Origin of the sequence: Emticicia sp. 17c (assembly GCF_037153985.1) — a bacterium.
Classification (GTDB): domain Bacteria; phylum Bacteroidota; class Bacteroidia; order Cytophagales; family Spirosomataceae; genus Emticicia.
The window spans coordinates 109,081-127,419 of the sequence record NZ_JBBAYI010000005.1 but is presented as its reverse complement, the minus strand read 5'-3'; the positions used below and the strand labels follow the sequence as shown (position 1 = coordinate 127,419).

Annotated in this window: 14 protein-coding genes; 6 read left to right on the top strand and 8 right to left on the bottom strand. The window is 41.6% G+C overall.

Going from position 1 to position 18,339, the window contains the following annotated elements:
- Window positions 1-89 precede the first annotated feature (89 nt).
- Window positions 90-614, top strand: a complete 525-nt coding sequence (locus WAA15_RS11960; protein WP_337042991.1) for a hypothetical protein — start codon at window positions 90-92, stop codon at window positions 612-614.
- A 60-nt stretch (window positions 615-674) separates the two neighbouring features.
- On the opposite strand, the gene WAA15_RS11955 is transcribed toward WAA15_RS11960, so the two are convergent.
- Together WAA15_RS11955 and WAA15_RS11950 are read right to left on the bottom strand one after the other, a co-directional pair.
- On the bottom strand, window positions 675-1,334 hold the full coding sequence (locus WAA15_RS11955; RefSeq protein ID WP_337042990.1) for a 3-keto-disaccharide hydrolase: 660 nt from the start codon (window positions 1,332-1,334) through the stop codon (window positions 675-677).
- 54 nt (window positions 1,335-1,388) lie between these two features.
- On the bottom strand, window positions 1,389-2,657 hold the full coding sequence (locus tag WAA15_RS11950) for an acyltransferase family protein (protein ID WP_337042989.1): 1,269 nt from the start codon (window positions 2,655-2,657) through the stop codon (window positions 1,389-1,391).
- Window positions 2,658-2,983: 326 nt separating this feature from the next.
- Between WAA15_RS11950 and gnd the strand changes: the two genes are divergently transcribed.
- On the top strand, window positions 2,984-3,889 hold the full coding sequence (gnd, locus tag WAA15_RS11945; protein WP_337042988.1) for a phosphogluconate dehydrogenase (NAD(+)-dependent, decarboxylating): 906 nt from the start codon (window positions 2,984-2,986) through the stop codon (window positions 3,887-3,889).
- Between the two features lie 4 nt (window positions 3,890-3,893).
- Window positions 3,894-5,336, top strand: a complete 1,443-nt coding sequence (locus WAA15_RS11940) for a gluconokinase (RefSeq protein WP_337042987.1) — start codon at window positions 3,894-3,896, stop codon at window positions 5,334-5,336.
- Between the two features lie 62 nt (window positions 5,337-5,398).
- Here the strand turns inward: WAA15_RS11940 and WAA15_RS11935 are convergent, their stop codons facing one another.
- The 5 genes from WAA15_RS11935 to WAA15_RS11915 form a co-directional block, all read right to left on the bottom strand.
- On the bottom strand, window positions 5,399-5,914 hold the full coding sequence (locus WAA15_RS11935; protein ID WP_337042986.1) for a GtrA family protein: 516 nt from the start codon (window positions 5,912-5,914) through the stop codon (window positions 5,399-5,401).
- A 148-nt stretch (window positions 5,915-6,062) separates the two neighbouring features.
- Window positions 6,063-7,769 carry a hypothetical protein gene (locus WAA15_RS11930; protein WP_337042985.1) on the bottom strand — a complete coding sequence of 569 codons (1,707 nt, stop codon included), beginning with the start codon at window positions 7,767-7,769 and terminating at the stop codon, window positions 6,063-6,065.
- Between the two features lie 318 nt (window positions 7,770-8,087).
- Window positions 8,088-8,903, bottom strand: a complete 816-nt coding sequence (locus tag WAA15_RS11925; protein ID WP_337042984.1) for a hypothetical protein — start codon at window positions 8,901-8,903, stop codon at window positions 8,088-8,090.
- Between the two features lie 873 nt (window positions 8,904-9,776).
- Entirely contained in the window at window positions 9,777-10,322 is a 546-nt protein-coding gene (locus WAA15_RS11920; protein WP_337042983.1) for a hypothetical protein, read from the bottom strand.
- A gap of 110 nt (window positions 10,323-10,432) precedes the next feature.
- Complete coding sequence (locus tag WAA15_RS11915; protein ID WP_337042982.1) at window positions 10,433-12,247, bottom strand: CocE/NonD family hydrolase; 1,815 nt, start codon at window positions 12,245-12,247, stop codon at window positions 10,433-10,435.
- Window positions 12,248-12,471: 224 nt separating this feature from the next.
- Here WAA15_RS11915 and WAA15_RS11910 point away from each other — a divergent pair, with 224 nt between their 5' ends.
- Window positions 12,472-12,834 (top strand): DoxX family protein, encoded by a 363-nt coding sequence (locus WAA15_RS11910; RefSeq protein ID WP_337042980.1) that lies wholly within the window; start codon window positions 12,472-12,474, stop codon window positions 12,832-12,834.
- Window positions 12,835-12,924: 90 nt separating this feature from the next.
- Here the strand turns inward: WAA15_RS11910 and rlmN are convergent, their stop codons facing one another.
- On the bottom strand, window positions 12,925-13,971 hold the full coding sequence (gene rlmN, locus WAA15_RS11905; protein WP_337042979.1) for a 23S rRNA (adenine(2503)-C(2))-methyltransferase RlmN: 1,047 nt from the start codon (window positions 13,969-13,971) through the stop codon (window positions 12,925-12,927).
- Between the two features lie 141 nt (window positions 13,972-14,112).
- On the opposite strand from rlmN, the gene WAA15_RS11900 reads away from it, so the two are divergent.
- Both WAA15_RS11900 and WAA15_RS11895 read left to right on the top strand, forming a co-directional pair.
- Window positions 14,113-14,910, top strand: coding sequence for an SDR family oxidoreductase (locus tag WAA15_RS11900; RefSeq protein ID WP_337042978.1), 798 nt, complete (start codon window positions 14,113-14,115; stop codon window positions 14,908-14,910).
- A 249-nt stretch (window positions 14,911-15,159) separates the two neighbouring features.
- Window positions 15,160-18,339 (top strand): SusC/RagA family TonB-linked outer membrane protein, encoded by a 3,180-nt coding sequence (locus tag WAA15_RS11895; protein ID WP_337042977.1) that lies wholly within the window; start codon window positions 15,160-15,162, stop codon window positions 18,337-18,339.

Here is an 18,339-nt window from a genome sequence, read left to right as displayed (position 1 = left end):
ATATATTTTATTGCTATTTCAGTAGGGTAAACGTTGTTTTATGTGTCTAGGTATTATAATTTTCCGCTTCAATATTAAATTTAGTTATTATGAAAAATTTATTTAAAATTACTGCAGTAGCAATTATGTGCTTATTTTTTGCAGAAAACACACAAGCACAAGCTTTTGACAAAGGAACAAAGAATTTAAACGTTGGGCTTGGTTTAGGATACGGTATAGGCGTAAACGCTTCTTTTGATGTAGGTATACACGAACTAATCAGCGTTGGTGTGATGGGCGGCTATAATGTAAGACATTACGGCTTTGGCTGGGGCAATTACAATGTTTCAAGTACTGCCGTAGGCGCAAGAGGCGCACTCCATTTCGGGAAATTCGTAAACGAAGCCCTGAATATTGATGACAATAAGTTTGACCCCTATGTAGGAATAGGCTTAGGTGTAAAAATTCAGAAATATAGCGACAGCTACACTAATTATTACAACTATTCATCTACTTACACTAATCCGGTATATATTGGGTATTTAGGAGCCAGATATTATTTCAAAGAAAAACTAGGCGTTTATGCAGAGTTAGGCTTCCCTTATAATTCATTCGGGGTTACTTTCAAATTCTAATAAAAATACTTATTAGTAATAAACAGAAAGGAGGGTTTTTGAAGCCCTCCTTTTGTTTTTTTATAACTCTCTGATTCGCATATTTCTGAACGAAACCATATCGCCGTGGTCTTGTAAAGCTATTTTACCTTTGGCATGAGCATTGGCGTACTCCCAGTTGGCAAATTTACTTTTGGCTACCATGGCAATCCAGTCGGTGCTGCCATATTCATACTCCACTACCTTTTCGCCGTTCAGCCAATGCTCAACGTGGCCGTCTTTTACAATAATTTTACCTTTATTCCATTGGCCGGCAGGTTTTACTATATTCAGGTCATTGGCTGGCTGCATATCATAATTGGCCGCCGTTTTTTGAGTGTCTTTAATGGGCGACGGATACCCCTTGTCGTCAATTATCTGATACTCTGGCCCCGACGTATACGTAGCACCAAACTCAGGTTTTTCAATTACCTTATAAATAACACCGCTATTGCCTTTAGGTGCTGCTTTAAAATCAAATTCAAGCTCGAAATTCTCGTATTCTTTATCAGTTACGAGGTCGCCGCTGCCGCCGTGTGTCATTAACACGCCATTCATGACGTGCCAGCCCTTTACCTCGGCCGAATGCCACGAATGCCATCCGTTGGTAGTTTTACCATCAAACAACTTAACCCATTTCCCTTTTTGTGCAAACGTGCTTGTTGCACCCAGAGCTAAAGCTAAAATCAGTACTTTTTTCATTGTCAAAATAGAAGGTTGATACTCGTTGAAAATAATTTCGCTAAGGAACAAAATTTAAACCTTAAAAATCAATTTTCTTCTGTAAAAATAAATCAGAATAATAAACCAGATTACCAGATACACAATAGCCCCTGCCAACGAAGCATTTTTGGGTGCTGAAAAGAACGGCGCAATCCAGTATTCGTAAAGCCATGAAACCAGCCCTGTCGAGGCCTCAGCCCCATTTTGTGGCACAGGAATGTCTATCATGTTTAGGGCGCGCGGAATAATCCCCGAAAAGAAAAACACCACCATAGGGTTTACCCCAAAAATCACAAAAGGTTTTGTCCAGAAATCGAACCGTATCACATCAATCAGAAAATACAATAAGCCCAGCACCAATAAAGCCCATCCGGAGGTATAAAGCACAAAAGAGCTTGTCCAGAGTGCCTTATTAATCGGAAACACTATATTCCATAGCATTCCGAGGCCAACGCCCAACACTCCTGCCAGTATCAGATAAGCCGCCTTTTTGTTTGCCGAAAACCGGCTGCTCAGCCAACTACCTGCCAGCACACCCGCAATGCCTGTACCAATAGCCGGAATGGTACTCAGAATACCCTCAGGGTCCCAGGTTTTGGAAGTAACCCACAAGTGGCCCGGCAATAAAAAGTTATCCAGCCACGCAGCCAGATTCGTACCCTTCTCAAAATTGGCAGGCCCAACACCCGGCACCGGAACGAGGCTCATCAGCCCCCAGTAACCCAACAAACACACCAGCCCGATAATAACCTGAGTTGTGGTATTGGTAGTAGCATAAATAACCGATATAATGAGGTATACTATTGCAATGCGCTGTAATACGCCCGGAATCCGCACTTCTTTAAAATCATTCAGCATAAATGCCATTCCTATCATACCCACAAACAGGCCAACGGCAACCAGAAACTGTTTTTTGCGGTCATAGTCGCCTAGCAGGGCAATTGTAATAAGAGCAGTAAAAGCCAGCCGAATCAGCATCAGCGGAACGCCCTTTAACTCTCCGATATGTATTTTTGAAAAGAAATTCAGAAACAGCCCCAACAGGAAAATCCGCAAGGCACGAACAATTATTTTCTCCAGCACCGCCGTATCGAACCGCTTCACAGGCATGGCTAATACCGTTGAAATACCCACAATGAACAAAAAGAACGGAAACACCAAATCGGTAGGGGTGCAGCCGTGCCATTCGGCGTGTTCGAGTGGTGGGTAAATATTCCCCCAGTCACCGGGATTATTAACAATAGTCATGAGCATGATGGTCATGCCCCTAAAAACGTCGAGCGACGTCAGGCGTTGTTTCATAATAGAATAGGGTTTATTTCTGCAAGATAACGAATATATGTTTTATTCTAACCCCATAAGCCAATCAAATCCTGATTCGCTCGTAAATTCGTTGCTATGTTTCCATATTTGGCGGCAATGCTTATTCTATTGTGGCAACAACAGAAATTTTTGTAGCTTTGGCACAGTGTCGGGGCTACCTTAGTGGCTTAACCTGAAACACCAGCAGCTAATCTGTTTAAAATTAGTATCAATCAGGTTAGTATAACGCCCGTTAAGGTATTTGCCAAACACCCCGAATTCTGTATCATTTTATCATTAAACCTCACCCGTTTGGGCTTTTAAGTATGCAAATCGGAATTGTTGGACTCGGTAAAATGGGTTATAATCTAGCCCTTAATTTACGTAATCATCAGTATGACGTAGTCGCACAGGATGTTAATGCCGAATCGGTCAAGAAAATCGGAGAAGAAGGCGGCATTACACCCGCTTATTCGCTCAAGGAACTATGCGAAAAACTATCAGGTAGAAAAGTTATCTGGTTGATGGTTCCGGCAGGCCCCATCGTTGATAGCGTTATTGAAGAATTATTGAGCTACCTCTCGCCAAATGATATCGTCATTGATGGTGGTAACTCACATTATAAAGAATCTGTCAGACGTTTTGAGTACCTTAAAAGCCACCAGATTGATTTTCTGGACTGTGGCACCAGCGGCGGCACCAGCGGAGCTTTACATGGAGCCTGCACAATGGTTGGCGGCGAAAAAGACGTATTTGCTTATGTAGAAAGTGTGTTCAAGGATATTTCGCTCGAGAACGGTTACCTATATACAGGGGCATCGGGCAGTGGGCATTTTGTAAAAATGGTACACAACGGCATCGAATACGGCATGATGCAGGCCATTGCCGAAGGTTTTGAGGTGTTCGAGAGGTCGGCGTATGACATTAACTTTGAAGCCGTTGCCAAACTTTTCAACAATGGCTCGGTTGTGAGAAGCTGGCTCATGGAGCTTACCGAAAACGCTTTCAGAAAAGACCCGCACCTTGAAGCCATCAAGGGCATTATGCACTCGTCGGGAGAAGGCAAGTGGACACTCGAAACCGCCCTTGATTTAGGCGTACCAACGCCCGTAATTGCGCTTTCGTTATTGATGCGTTACCGCTCACAACAGGACGATACTTTCTCGGGCAAGGTAGTAGCAGCCCTCAGAAACGAGTTCGGAGGCCACGCCGTAGAAAAAGCCAACGGGTAAAGGCATGGAACAGGCATTAATTGAATATTTTGTAGGTATTGACATTGGCACTACCACCACCAAAGCCGTTGCTTTCGACAAAAACGGAAACGTACTACGCCAGCACAGTGTGGGCTACGATATGCTGCACCCCCACCCAAACTGGAGCGAACAAAACCCCGAAGATATCTACGAGGCTTTTCAGGAAGCCCTTCAGGAGATAGTTCCGCCCTCGGTGGCAAAGGCCAGTATTGTTTCGTTTTCGTCGGCCATGCACGGCCTTATAGCCGTTGATGCCACCGGCACACCACTCACCAACCTGATTCTTTGGGCCGACAACCGCGCCAGCCAACTGGCCAGCCAGCTTAAAAATACAGCCACAGGCCAGCAGCTTTACCAACGCACGGGTATTCCGGTGCATCCGTTTTCGGTTTTTAGTAAAATTTTGTGGCTGAAAGAAAACCAGCCGGAGGTTTTTAACAAAACCCATAAGTTTATAGGTATTAAAGAATACCTGTGGTTTCGTGTGTTTGGCGAATACACCATCGACTACTCGCTGGCTTCGGGTAGCGGGCTTTTCAATTTCAAAGAAAACGCGTGGGATACGCTTGCGCTCGAGCTACTAGGTATTTCGGCCGACAAACTGCCCGCACTGGTGCCAACTACCCATATCAAGAAAAACGAAAACAATAGTGTTTTCCCCGAAGTTAATTATGTGATTGGTGCCGGAGACGGTCCATTGGCTAATCTGGGTTCAAACGCCATGAAACCCGGGCAAATGGCTTTTACAATGGGAACCAGCGGAGCCGTGCGTATGTGCGTGCCACAGCCCTATACCGACCCTCAGATGCGTACCTTTAATTTTTTTCTCTTCGAGAACCAGTATATTATTGGCGGTGCTACCAATAACGGCGGTATTGTGCTGCAATGGCTTGAAGAACAGATTTTTGGTCTGAAAAACGCCGTTAGCCGCCTCATTGACGAAGCGCAGCAACTAGGTATCAGCGAGGATTTACTTTTTTTACCCTACATTCTGGGCGAAAGGGCCCCTATCTGGAATGCCGAAGCCAGAGGCGTATTTTTTGGCTTAAGCATTACACACACACAGGCGCATCTGGTACGAGCCGTTATGGAAGGGCTTATTTTCAATATGTATTCTATTGGTAAAATACTGATGGAACAACAGCCCATTCATGAAATATACGCCAGCGGAGGTTTTGCTAAAAGCGATTTCTGGTTGCAACTCGTTGCCAACATTTTTCAGAAGAAAGTGGTTATCTGTGAAACAGTAGAAGGCTCGGCATGGGGGGCGGCTCTGGTAGCCATGAAGGCCCTCGGCATGAGCGAAGACACCCATCATGTAAGCGTAGGAAAAACGTTTTTTCCTGACACCGCTACTGCCGATAAATATCAGGAATTACACCAGAAATTTGAGCGGCTCTATGATAAACTAAAAGACGAATTCTAAGCAAGATACTGACCGGGAGGTGAATGTTATGTTTGCCTCCTGTCAGTTATAAAAAAAGGTATTTAATTTTTTGGTTTGATAGCCTTCCGCTGAAACAACAAACGGAAATTATCATAAATACCTGTTGTTTTAAAAGTGAAATGCTTGTGCGAAATAAAATTCACAACAAAGCTCATGCCCATTCCGAAGAAGTGAGAAATAAGGCCGGCTATATCGATACTCTTGTTAAATAGTAGTTGCTCTTTGCCAAAAACACCCCATTCGTCCAGCAAGTACTTGCAGTAGTAGGCTCCTTTTACGGTTATAAGCCCCGAAAAAAATGATACTATCAGGAATTTAATTCCTTCTCTAAATGAGTTTTTTGAATGCCGCTGATTAAATGCAAAAATCTTGGTAAGAAAAAAGCCAATAATAAAAGCAATGATATAACCCGTTGCAATAGATAATTCAAATGAAAAACCGAAGAGTTTTTGTGTGAGAGAACTAACAATAAGCTGTATAACTACACCCGAACAGGCAATCAGAAAATACGAAATCAGTTCTTTATATTTAGCCAAACGGCCTTCTAGTCGTATCACAAGTATATAATTTACCTTTGGTTAAAACTTTTTCTCTGGTATAAGAACGCCAAAAGTAACAAAATTAATTGTGCCAGCATAATTAAATATTCTGACCTTATTCATAAAACAGGGCAAACATATAGTTCACCCTGTTGCTACATACTTGTTAATATCTCCAGCTTTTCAGGTCGGCACTTTTAGGGGCTGTTTTCTTTACTTCTTCGGCCCATTTCGGAATAAACATCCGGTGATACCGCAACCTCGAAATAGAATTGGGCTGCGTGTGGTCGCCATTCCAGCAATGTTCGGCTCTATCGCCGTAGTCTACTTCTCCATCATACACAGGGTTCGATAAACCCTTTAACATTTCTTCTGCCAGATACACCGCGTTGTTGAGGTAATAGTTGTCCATGTCGCCACAGTAAATATGTATTCTGCCTTTCCATTTTTCGCCGTTTTTAGCCCAGTCACGTTTCATGATATAGGCCAAGTCATAGTTTTCTTTCCAGTAATTGGCCACTTCTTTATCTATTACGCCTGTTTCTTTATTCCATATTCGTTTAGGATACCCGTCTTTCCCAACGGGCGAGTACACAGCCTCCCAGATATCGAACTGCTGGCCGCTGCGGGTTTTCGTACCAAGTGCCAACTCTCGCATATTCATTTCGGCCACCGTAGCCGATATTTGCCCGAGGTAATCTCTGTGGCCGGGTTTGGGTAATTTTTTAAATTGGCTATCATACCAATAGGCGTTTTTATCTTCATAAATATTTACGGTCGTAAACGCACGGAAATCGATAGGGTCAGGGCAGGCGGCATAACAGCCATTGTATTGGTCGGGGTACATAACCTGTACGGCCAGTGCCTCCCAGCCTCCCGTCGAACCTCCGTAGGTAAAGCGCGCCCAGCCTTCGCCTATACCTCTGAATCGTTTTTCAATTTCAGGAATCAGTTCGTACGTGAGGGCATCGCCATACGGCCCGATATTAGCCGAGTTAACGGCATAAGAATCGTCATAGAACGGGCATGGATGCTGAATTTCAATGGCTATTACGCGCGGGAAATCCTTGCCTGTCCAGATTTTATAAAAATCGTAGGCTTCCTGCTGCACTGTTTTGGCATACCCATATACCCTGAAACGCGCGTTATAATCGTTCGGCAGGTTTTCGTCGGGCGGGGTAGTACGAAACCCATCAAAATCGGCCGGAAAGTGTCCATGAAAAATAGCCAGCGGGTATTTCACCTCAGGGTGTTCGTCGAAGCCTTCGGGCAATAAAATATGCGCCCCTACATACATTGGTCTACCCCAGAACTCGGTCAGGAGTTTGCTTTGTATTTTAATATGCTTGATATACTTGGTATCTTTAGGCTCTTCAATGGGCGGAATTATCTGGTCGAGGCTTATTTTTACGACAGACGTACCCTTAGGGTCGAATTTTATTTTTACAGGCTTTGAGTACAGGTTTCCGGGGGCTTCGTTCCATTGCTGGCCTTCTCCCCTATCCATAGGCATTTTTACTGTATGGCCATCTTTGCGGTGAAAGGTTTCATATTTATGCAACAACACCTGCACGTAATATTCGCCGGCGGGTACTTCTTTCAAAAATCTTTTCGGGTATCCAAATCCGTTGCTATTGTTTACGACTCTGGCCTGAGAGCCGTTCCAGTTTTCAACATCAATACCAAATACCAGTTGAGTATTGAGGGCATCGGTTATTTCAAAGCGTGGTTCTTTGGCCGGATTAGTCGAAAGCATCACCAGCAAGCGGCCGTCGAGCAATGCCTGTTGGTTAGGCACAGTAACCGAAAACTGCGTTTGAGCAAAGCCTGCCCCCGAAATTAGCAACAAGGCCCACAAGAGGTTCTTTTTCATAGAAATTCAGTTTAGTAGTTTAGAACATGTTTAAAAATTATATTTTCTATAATTCATAATCGGTCAATTCAGTAAAATGAGTTTGCATTAAATTTACAGTTTGGTCACTTACAATTTAAGTAACCGATACCCTTTATCAAAATTTAAACATACTCTCAAGTGTCAATTACAAAGTGTTTAACAGAATTATAAAATTTTGCAAATTTTTGTTTCATAATTATTGAGCTTTTCTAGTTCCATCATAAAACATCCCATGACTCCACTCTATTACTCCATTATTTCGTTTATTAAAAATCTCGAACAATATTCCTGCAATTTCTATAATAACCTAGGACGTAATTCCTTTGAAATCTTAGTTATGATTTTATAATTTTTGAAAATTATTAATAAATCCTCTGTGTTTATTTTTGAAATAGAATAAGGTTCTAAAGGATTAATATTTTCATCATCAACAAATCCATATAAAGTAGCAAATGTCTTATTAATCTTAAAATAAGCATCATACATTATTTGATCTTCAATAAGTAGCTGATAACAATCAACAGTTTCATCAAAAGCTTCTTGAATATTTTTAATTATTAATTCAATTGCTAATTCTAAATCTAAAGTTGAGTTAGTTAATAGTATGGTACCATCTGTTTGGATTGAATATTCATTAATCTTAATTCTCTTGCCATTAGAAATTACAGTGGACTCGAAATTGAAGATAATTTCCAAAGTACAAATGACATAAGAGTTCGTAGGATTAATCACTTGAATTTCATAGGATACTGATTTTATTGTATTTCCATTATTTTCAATTTTTTGTAACTGGTCTTTCACTTCAGTAAGAAGCAAAAGCTTAAGTAATGCTTCATTTATTTGACTTTCAATCTTTATATTTTTAAAGAAGGAAAAAATCAGTAAATTATCGTTTAAATTGGGATTGTTAATAATCAAGTTTTTTTTGGTAAATTCAAATTGATCTAAATAGTTGGGGCTAGATTCAAAATCTATTTCCAAAATATTCTTTTTAAAAATATTTATATTTTGAATATCTGAAAATTTCAAAATTACTCTTGGAAAGCCTTCCACTTCAATAATCAAAGTATAGCTTAGGTGAGTATCAATAATAAATCCGACTAATATTTTCATTATTTTAAAATACAGGAAAAACTGATGGAATCCAAGTGCCTCCGTTAGGAGCAGTATTTGGGCTTGCAATATAAAAAATAACTTCTTGACCATTTGATAAAAAACCCTTATAACTATTTCCACTTCCGGTCACATAGGAGCTTGAGAACTCCATTCTACTTCACGCAAAAGCTATTTCTTCTATTAATTTTTCAATGTTTTTATATCGATTTTATTTTTGTACCTTTTCTATACCCTTCTTTTTGTAATATTTAAGCATGCAATCCCAACGAAAATTTAGTTAGAACCTGATAGTTCTTAAAAATTATCAATAAATCTTCAGTAGTAATTTTTAAGACTGCATGAGGCACTGAAGGATCAAGCCCGTCGGCCTCACTAAATCCAAATAAAGTGGCAAAATCCTTATTTATTTCAAAGTAAGACTCAAATATGATTAGATCCTGAATAAATAATTGAAAGAAACTCTCATTGATAATTACATTCTGTATGTTTTTAATCGTACTTGCGCAAACGCAAACATAATTTACGTGATGTGATTAATAGAATATTAGAAGTTTTAAGAACAGGGACACAATGGAGAAACTTGAATAACAAGCTACCTGGCAAGTTATCTACTATTATTTTCGTAAGTAGAAAGCCAATGGTACCTTAGAGAGATTAAATAACAAACTAAACAAAATAGAGAGGAAACGGCAAGGTAAACAACAAACACCAAGTTTGTTATGTGCGGTTCGCCGATGCGATTGATAGCCAAACAGTTAAATCTATTTAATTTGTCAGTCAACAGATAGGAATAGATGGCAACAAGCATATTAATTGTCGCAAAAGGCACTTAATTGTAGACACTCTAGGATTAATAGGGAGAGTAGTAGTTCATGCAGCAGATATTCTGGCCGTTTTCTCGATAGTCGGTTTAATAATCAGGTATTTTTCTTCTTCGGCTACTTTGTCGTAATGTTTCAAGGCAAATTCGCCTTTTAACACCAGATGCGCCGACGACATATTTGAATGCCCATGCGGAATAATAGCCCGCCCTTTTTTCATGCCGAAAATCTTCTTCACAAAAACAGTTTTTTCGGGCAGCCCCTCCAACTCAGGGAACTTAACCATTCGGGTATTCACGCCGAGGTCGGGGTACTCAAAGTTTTTTGTCAGGGCATTAAAATCAATAAATTGTAGCAGTTCTGGCAAGTCAATATGGTTAAAGAGTTTCTCAACGTGGCTTTGCCACAGTACGGGTGTAATTTTTTCCAGTTTTAAATCATGACAGATTTCGTTCAGTTGTTTTGCCCAATGGTTTGCAATGGGTTTTACAGGTGCAGCCAACGCCTGTGAGGAAAAAAGGCTTTCCAGAAGAAAAAAGTTAAGGGCAGTGCCTAATAGTTGTTTATTGAAATCCCGCCGATTTTGCGTTTGCATTGATTTACGTTTTTGACATTATTAGTTAGCACACAGGTTTTATAACAGCATGAAATATGCCTCTGTCAGGCAAAGGCTCATGCAGCCCATGCCTGACAAAAGGGCATAGGTTATTTTATTACTGGCAATTCGATATAAGTTGCCATTGCAGGCGAACAATAGATTTTGTGTTCGGCCTTTGTGAAATCACTGTCTTTGGCCTCAAAGATATTCGGCACGTATTTCTGCGGATTACGGTCTATTACAGGGAACCACGTACTCTGTACCTGTATGAGTATCCGATGCCCCTTTCTGAAAGTATGATTAATCTGATGCAAATCAATTTTAAATTCTTCGGGTTTATTAGGAGTCAGGGCCTGCGGTTTTTCAAAACTTTTATGAAAACGCCCCCTGAGCACCTCCATCGCTACGGGTAACTGAAAACCACTCATGGCATAATTCTGGCTATCAAAAGCGGGGTATTCATCAATCAGTTTTACTACCCAGTCGGCATCTGAACCAGTGGTACTGGCAAAAAGGTGCGCTATAATTTCGCCCGTTACGGTCAAATCCTCTGTCAGCGAATCGCTTCTGAAACTTACCACATCAGGCCGCGAATACACAAAGCGTTGGTCTTCCACCTGCCACGCCCCCCAGCGGCTGCCACGCCCGTAGGTCATTTCGATAGGAGGTGTGCGGTAAGGCACAGGCTTGGCGGGGTCGCTTATATAACTAACTGTACCATTTTTGGCAGGTTTGCTAAACGAGCAGGTATTATTGGCGTGTGCATAAAGTTTCTGGATACTGGCCTCTTTGGGTGGCCACGACTGATAGCTTTTCCATTGATTGCTGCCCGTCTGGAAAGCGTATGCTTCGTCAAAATTGCCGTTGCCAATGCCCTTTAGCCAGTAGTCGAACCATTTCTTCTGAAAAGCCTGAAACCATTCGGCTGTATTGCTGCCAAACCCGATTTTACCCAGCGTGTCGGCTTTCGCGCGCGACCACTGCCCATGATTCCACGGCCCTAGACAAATAAAGTTCATCTGGTTTTTATCCTGTTTCTCCATGTGCTTATACATCAGTTGTGGCCCCAGAATATCTTCTTGGTCATAATAACCACTTACGTGCAGCATAGGCACCTGTGGTTCTTTCACATAACTAAGCGGGGAGTTCTTTTGCCAGAAAGCATCATAGTTCGGATGCTTCACGAAGTTATTCCATGTAGGTATTTTTCCATGAAAATACTTGTCGTTCACGTTTTTTAACGAACCCAGCTTAATGTACCAGTCGTATAAATCATATTGCGGAAACTCAAATGAGCTACCACCTTTATCTGCTTCAAGGCCATAGGTATATTCAAAGCCATAGCTCAGGCGGAAGGCTCCGTTATGGTGGAAATCGTCGCCCAGAAATAAATCGCTCATACAGGCTTGCTCCGACGATGCCTTTAATGCCGGATGTGGGTCAACAGCCCCAACCAACGCCAGCCAACCCGGATACGACACCCCCAGCAGCCCCACCTTGCCATTATTATTAGCCACGTTTTTCACGAGCCAGTCAATGGTATCATAGGTATCGGTACTTTCGTCGACGCTCTTAGGGTCTTGTGCGTGTGTAAGTGGGCTATGAATTTCCATTGTGCCTTCGCTTTTGTATTTTCCGCGTACATCCTGAATCACGAATATATAGCCTTCTTTAGCCATATTGCCCACATAAGGCCATGCTGTAATATCAAAGTCGGCGGGGCGTTCGGCACTGTAAGGAGTTCTTACCATGAGTATCGGCACGGCATTTTTTACGTTGGTAGGCGTAATAATGGTAGTGAACAGTTTTATGCCGTCGCGCATCGGAATCATCGAGGTTGTCTGCTGATATTTAACCGGCTCTTGTGCAAGGGCAACAAAAGCCCAGCAACCTACTAAAAGAGAAAGGAAAAGGTGTTTCATGGGGTTGTTTGCGTAAGTGTATTGAAGAAAGATAGATTCAACAAATATAGGCATCGTACGGCAAGGCTGAAAGCACTTGTGGTATATTTAATTTCATTAAAAAAACACTTGAATAGGATACCGACAAAGATGAAAAAAATTTCAAAAAATGTTGGTCATTACTGACATACTGTTGTCAATGGCTGGTTTTATTTTTGTCATGAAAACAATAAATAACCTTAATTATGGAACTATTAACTACGCTTCTTTGGGTTTTAGTGGCCCTTTTTGTAGGCCCTACTTTTTATTATGGTTATGTAAAACTGATTGCAGAACCAGCCAAAATCAGAAAATTTGCCGCGTGGGGGTATCCGATAAAAATAATGCAGGTAATAGGTGTGGTTGAAATCATTGCAGCCGTATCGATTCTTTTTCCTGAAATACGCTTTTTTGGCATTGCCATCTGGAGTATCATTCTGGTTGGAGCCATCTTTACCAATGTCTTGCATCGCGAATCCAGAAAAGAGGTGGTTACTGTCTTAACCACACTGGCACACCTACTGCTTATTCTGGCCCTGAACGTATGGCTCAATACCAGCCTCGGTTAGCATACCGCTTTCTGCTACCTTTTTCTATACATCTTTATACAAAAGCTACACACATAAAAAAAGAGGTGCCAAAAGGCACCTCTTCCAATTTTAGGCGGCAGTAGGCTCTTTAATGGCCAGTTGCCCGCAGGCGGCATCAATATCTTTTCCTCGGCTTCGGCGCACGTTTACAATCACGCCTTTGTCTTCCAGAAACTTGGCAAACTTACCCAGCTTATCTTCCGAAGTATTAATAAAATCGGCTTCGGCAATGGGGTTATACTCAATGATATTCACTTTGGCAGGTACTTTTTTAGTAAACTCCCATAACTCTTTGGCATCTTGCAGCGAGTCGTTGAAATCATTAAAAACAATGTATTCAAATGTAATGCGGTTTCCGGTCTTTTTATAGAAATAATTCAGGGCCGTAGCCAGATTCTTCAACGAATTGGTTTCGTTAATGGGCATAATTTCGTTACGCTTGGTATCGTTGGCCGCATGTAACGATAAAGCCAGATTAAACTTCACTTCGTCGTCGCCAAGTTTCTGAATCATTTTGGCAATGCCTGCCGTACTGACCGTAATACGCTTGGGCGACCACCCCAGCCCATCGGGCGAGGTAATGCGATTGACCGACTCCAGCACACTGGCATAATTAAGCAGTGGCTCGCCCATGCCCATATATACTATATTAGTAAGCGGTGCCTGATAATGCGCCTCGGCCTGTTCTTTTATCAGAACCACTTGGTCGTATATTTCGGCGGCATCAAGGTTACGCTTACGGGGCATATAGCCCGTTGCACAGAACTTGCACGTAAGCGAACACCCCACCTGCGACGACACGCAGGCCGTCATGCGGTCGTCGGCCGGAATCAACACGCCTTCAACCAGATTGCCATCGAACAACCTGAAACCCGACTTAATTGTTTTATCGTTTGATACCTGCTTTCTCAAGACAGATACGGGCCTTATCTCGAATTTGTCTTTCAGTAATTCACGGGTTTTTAACGAAAGGTTCGTCATCTCGTCAAAACTACGTGCCGACTTCTTCCAAAGCCATTCTGAAATCTGCTTAGCCCGAAAGCCCTGCTCACCATTTTCTGAGAGCCACGTTTTCAGTTGGTCAACAGAAAGCCTTCTTATATCTTGTTTTTCCATGTTTTCTTCAACTATTTTGCAAAGTTCTGAAATATTTAGGGCTTTTACCAAGATATAATGAATTATCATGGCAAAACCTTAGTTTATCTAAACAAAATTGAACGAATAGAAGTTTTTGACGCTTGAAAGAATTAAACCAAAATGAAAAGATTTTTAGATAAGGTAGTCTGGATTACGGGTGCGTCGTCAGGGATTGGCGAAGCCACCGTTTATGAATTTGCAAAACAAGGTGCCAAACTGGTGATTTCGGCCCGACGTGAGGAAGAATTACAAAGAGTAAAGAAAAACACCCAATTACCCGATACCGACGTACTGGTATTACCCATTGATGCCGAAAAACCAGCCGAGTTTCCGGCTAAAGTAAGCGAAGTACTAAAACATTTCGGCAGAATTGATGTGCTGTTCAACAATGCAGGTATTTCTCAGAGAAGCTCAGTAGCCGAAAGCGACATGGAGGTTTACCATAAAATTATGGATATTAATTTTTTTGGGGTAATAGCCCTTACCAAAGCCGTATTACCTGCCATGCTCCAGCAAAAAAGCGGGCATATAGCCGTAACCAGTAGTATATCGGGTAAAGTAGGTACACCCATGCGCTCGGGCTATTGTGCTACCAAACACGCTTTACATGGTTTTTTTGATTCGTTAAGGGCCGAGGTCTGGAAAGAGAACATCGGTATTACGCTCGTTTGCCCGGGGTATATTCATACAAATATTTCGGTTAATGCCATTGCCGGCGATGGCAGCAAGCATGGCAAAATGGACCAGAATCAGGCCGGAGGCATTTCGCCGGAAGACTGCGCCGCTAGCATTGTCAATGCTATCTATCATCAGAAGGAAGAAGTCTATATAGGCCGCAAAGAAGTGCTGGCAGTCTACCTGAAGCGATTTTTTCCGAAACTACTTTCAAAGATTATGCGCAACCAAATGCCAAAATAATATTTTACAAAACAGATGTTTCACAGAATATTTACCCTGTGCAGGTTTTATTTATTAAACGGTCTTTCTTTAAATAATCCTACAATAGTTGGTTAAATACACATTTTTTTACTGTTAAAATTAAAAATTAATTTTTTTTTCATATTTGTTTAGAGTTTGAAAAAAAAAGTTTCTAATTTAACGCTTCAATATGTGGCCTAACACACATATTTATTTAAACTAAACTAAAAAACAAACTAAACAAACTGTATGAGGAAACTTCTACTTGCCTGCATGATGCTGGTATGGGGTAGCTATGCTTATGCCCAAAATGTCAATGTAACTGGAAAAGTTACGGCTGATGACGGCTCCATTCTTCCTGGAGTGAGTGTCGTGGTAAAAGGTACAAATCAAGGTGTTCAGACTGACGCCAGTGGTACTTACAAAATCTCTGCCAAAAAAGGAGCATCTCTATTATTCAGCTTTATTGGTTTCGAATCACAAACAGTGGCTATCGGTAGCTCTAGTACTATTGATGTTACACTAAAAAGTGATGCAGCTCAATTAAATGAAGTGGTTGTAACTGCTCAGGGTATCCGTAAAAACCTTCGCGAAGTAGGTTACGCCTACTCTAAAGTAACTACGGAAGACGTAACAGTAGGTCGTTCTCCTCAATTAGCACAAGCTCTTTCAGGAAAAGTAACAGGTTTGGCTGTTTACAACGTAAACAACAGCGTTGACCCCTCTGTAAAAATCGTATTACGTGGTTTCCGTTCATTAACAGGTAACAACGAAGCCCTGATTGTAGTAGACGGTATTCAGACTACCTCTACAATGCTGGCTTTAATTAACCCGAACGACATCGACAACATCTCGATTCTGAAAGGCGGTCAGGCGGCAACCTTGTATGGTTCGGCCGGTATCAACGGTGCAATGGTTATCACAACCAAAAGAGGTTCAAAAGGTAAACTGAAAGTAAACTACTCAAACAGTACTAACTTTGAGCAAATCAGCTTCTTGCCTCAGTTCCAAGAAAAATACGGTTCAGGTTCACACTATTACCCATCTTTTGGTTCGGCAGGTTATAGCAGCGACCCTCTCGTTCGTATGCAAGGCAACTGGCGTGCGTATGAAAACCAACAATTCGGTGACCCATTCGATGGCTCAATCCGTCAGTTAGGTCGTAGTGTTGAAGATGGTAGTGTTAACATGGTTCCTTATGCAGCTGTTAAAAATTCGCGCTTTAAAGCCTTTGATACAGGCGTTTCTATGAACAACCAGATTAACTTCTCAGGTGGCGACGAAACCGGCACTTTCTATATGTCATTAGAAAACCAGAAAATTCAAGGTATTGTACCTCACGATAAAAGTGAAAGAACAGGTGCGCGTCTCTCATCAACCAGAGACTACAACAAACTATCTGTTGGTTTCAATGCGAGCTATACACAAGCAAAATATGACAGAACTTCTTCTGATTTCTATAATGATGTGATTAACCAGCCCGGTAATCTTGATTATACACTGTACCGCGACTGGCAAACTGATAAATTTGCAAACCCTAATGGTTACTATAATGATTATTATAATAACCCTTATTTCAATGCAGATAACAACCGTCAGGTTTACAAAGATGCCAACATCTCTGGTAATTTAAGCTTTACTTACAAAGCTACGCCGTGGGCTACATTTAGCAACCGCTTGGGTATCATGAACAACTCACGTACACAGAAAAACACCACTGGTAAATTCTTGTACAGCGACTACGCCAAGTCACAAGCCTTTATTGCGCCGCCATTCTACCGCGACGGTGACGGTACCGGTATCTACCGTGCCATTACTGATATCTTAGGTTCAGTAACTGACTACACCAAAACTGAAAACGTAGTAAATAACGAGTTCCAACTCTTGTTAGAAAAAGATTTTGGCCCGTTCTCTAATAAATTAATTCTAGGTAATAGCGTTTACCAACGTTATATCAAAGAAGTACAGGTAGGTTCTAGCTCAATTGTAGTACCTGATGTATACAACGTTTCTAACCGTCAGGGTGAGTTAACAGGTTTTGAAAACACTTATTTGCAACGTCGTGTGGGTTACTACGCCGACTTAACAGCTAACTACAAAAACTGGTTAATTCTGAACGGTACTTTCCGTTATGACCAAACTTCGTTGTTCTACAAACCTACGCGCCCAACAAACCTTTGGTCATACCCATACTATGGTGCTGCCCTTTCGTTTATCCCGACAGACGCCTTCCCGTCGCTTAAAAGCAATGTGTTGAACTACGCTAAATTACGCGCCAACTTCAACAAAAACGCAAACGACAACATTCCGTTCTATGGTCTTGACCTGACATACCCTAACGGTACTGGCTTCCCTTATGGCAACACCGTAGGTTTAACCGTAGGTAACACCTTGCCAGATGCTAACCTGAAACCAGAATCGGTAACTTCGTATGAGTTTGGTGGTGAGTTCCAGTTGTTCGACAACAGAGTCAACATCGACGTATCGGCTTATAACCAACGTTCAAAAGGACAGGTAATTACCGTGAAGGTTCCTAACACTACTGGTTTCCCTAACTTGTTAATTAACGTAGGTGAAACTAAAAACTGGGGTTACGAAGGTGAGTTCAAATATATTATCTCAAGAGGCAACAAATTCTCGTGGGATGCCAGCGTGAGATACTCATATAACGATAACAAAGTACTTGAACTATACCCGGGTATCAACGAATTCCAGATTGGTGGTTATTCTTATGCTAACACCAACGTTATTAAAGGTTCTCGTTTCCCAATGTTGAAAACTGACGGTTACCAATATGCGCCAGATGGCTCAGGCTACCGTTTAGTAAGTGCAACTACGGGTTACCCATTACGCCAAACTACCCTTACACCTAGAGGTGGTACACTCCCTCGCCATATTGTAGGCTTAGGCTCAAGAATGAGCTATGGCAACTTCGCTTTCACGTTTAACTTCGAGTATCGTGGCGGAAACTATATGTACAGCGACTTGGGAAGACAAATGACTTTCACTGGTTCGGGTAAATGGACTGACAACAGAACAGACCAGATATTCCCTAACTCGGCTTATTTAACTTCTGACGGCAAAGTTGTGCCTAACACAACTGTTAAAGTTCGTGAACCAGAATACGCCCTATGGGTTGATAACTACCGTAATATCTCTGAAAACTTCGTAAACAAAGCGTGGTTTATCAAATTACGTGACATTAACCTTTCTTACAGTATTCCTCAAAGCGTACTTTCTAAAACCAAAATTTTCTCTGGTGCAAGTATCGCTTTATACGGACGTAACTTGATTACTATCGTAGACAAAATGAACTATTACACTGACCCTGAGTACAGCTTTACAACAGGTAACGGTTTGGGTATTAACAACACCAGCCAAACGCCTCCGGTACGTCAGTACGGTGTGAACATTAACCTTACATTTTAA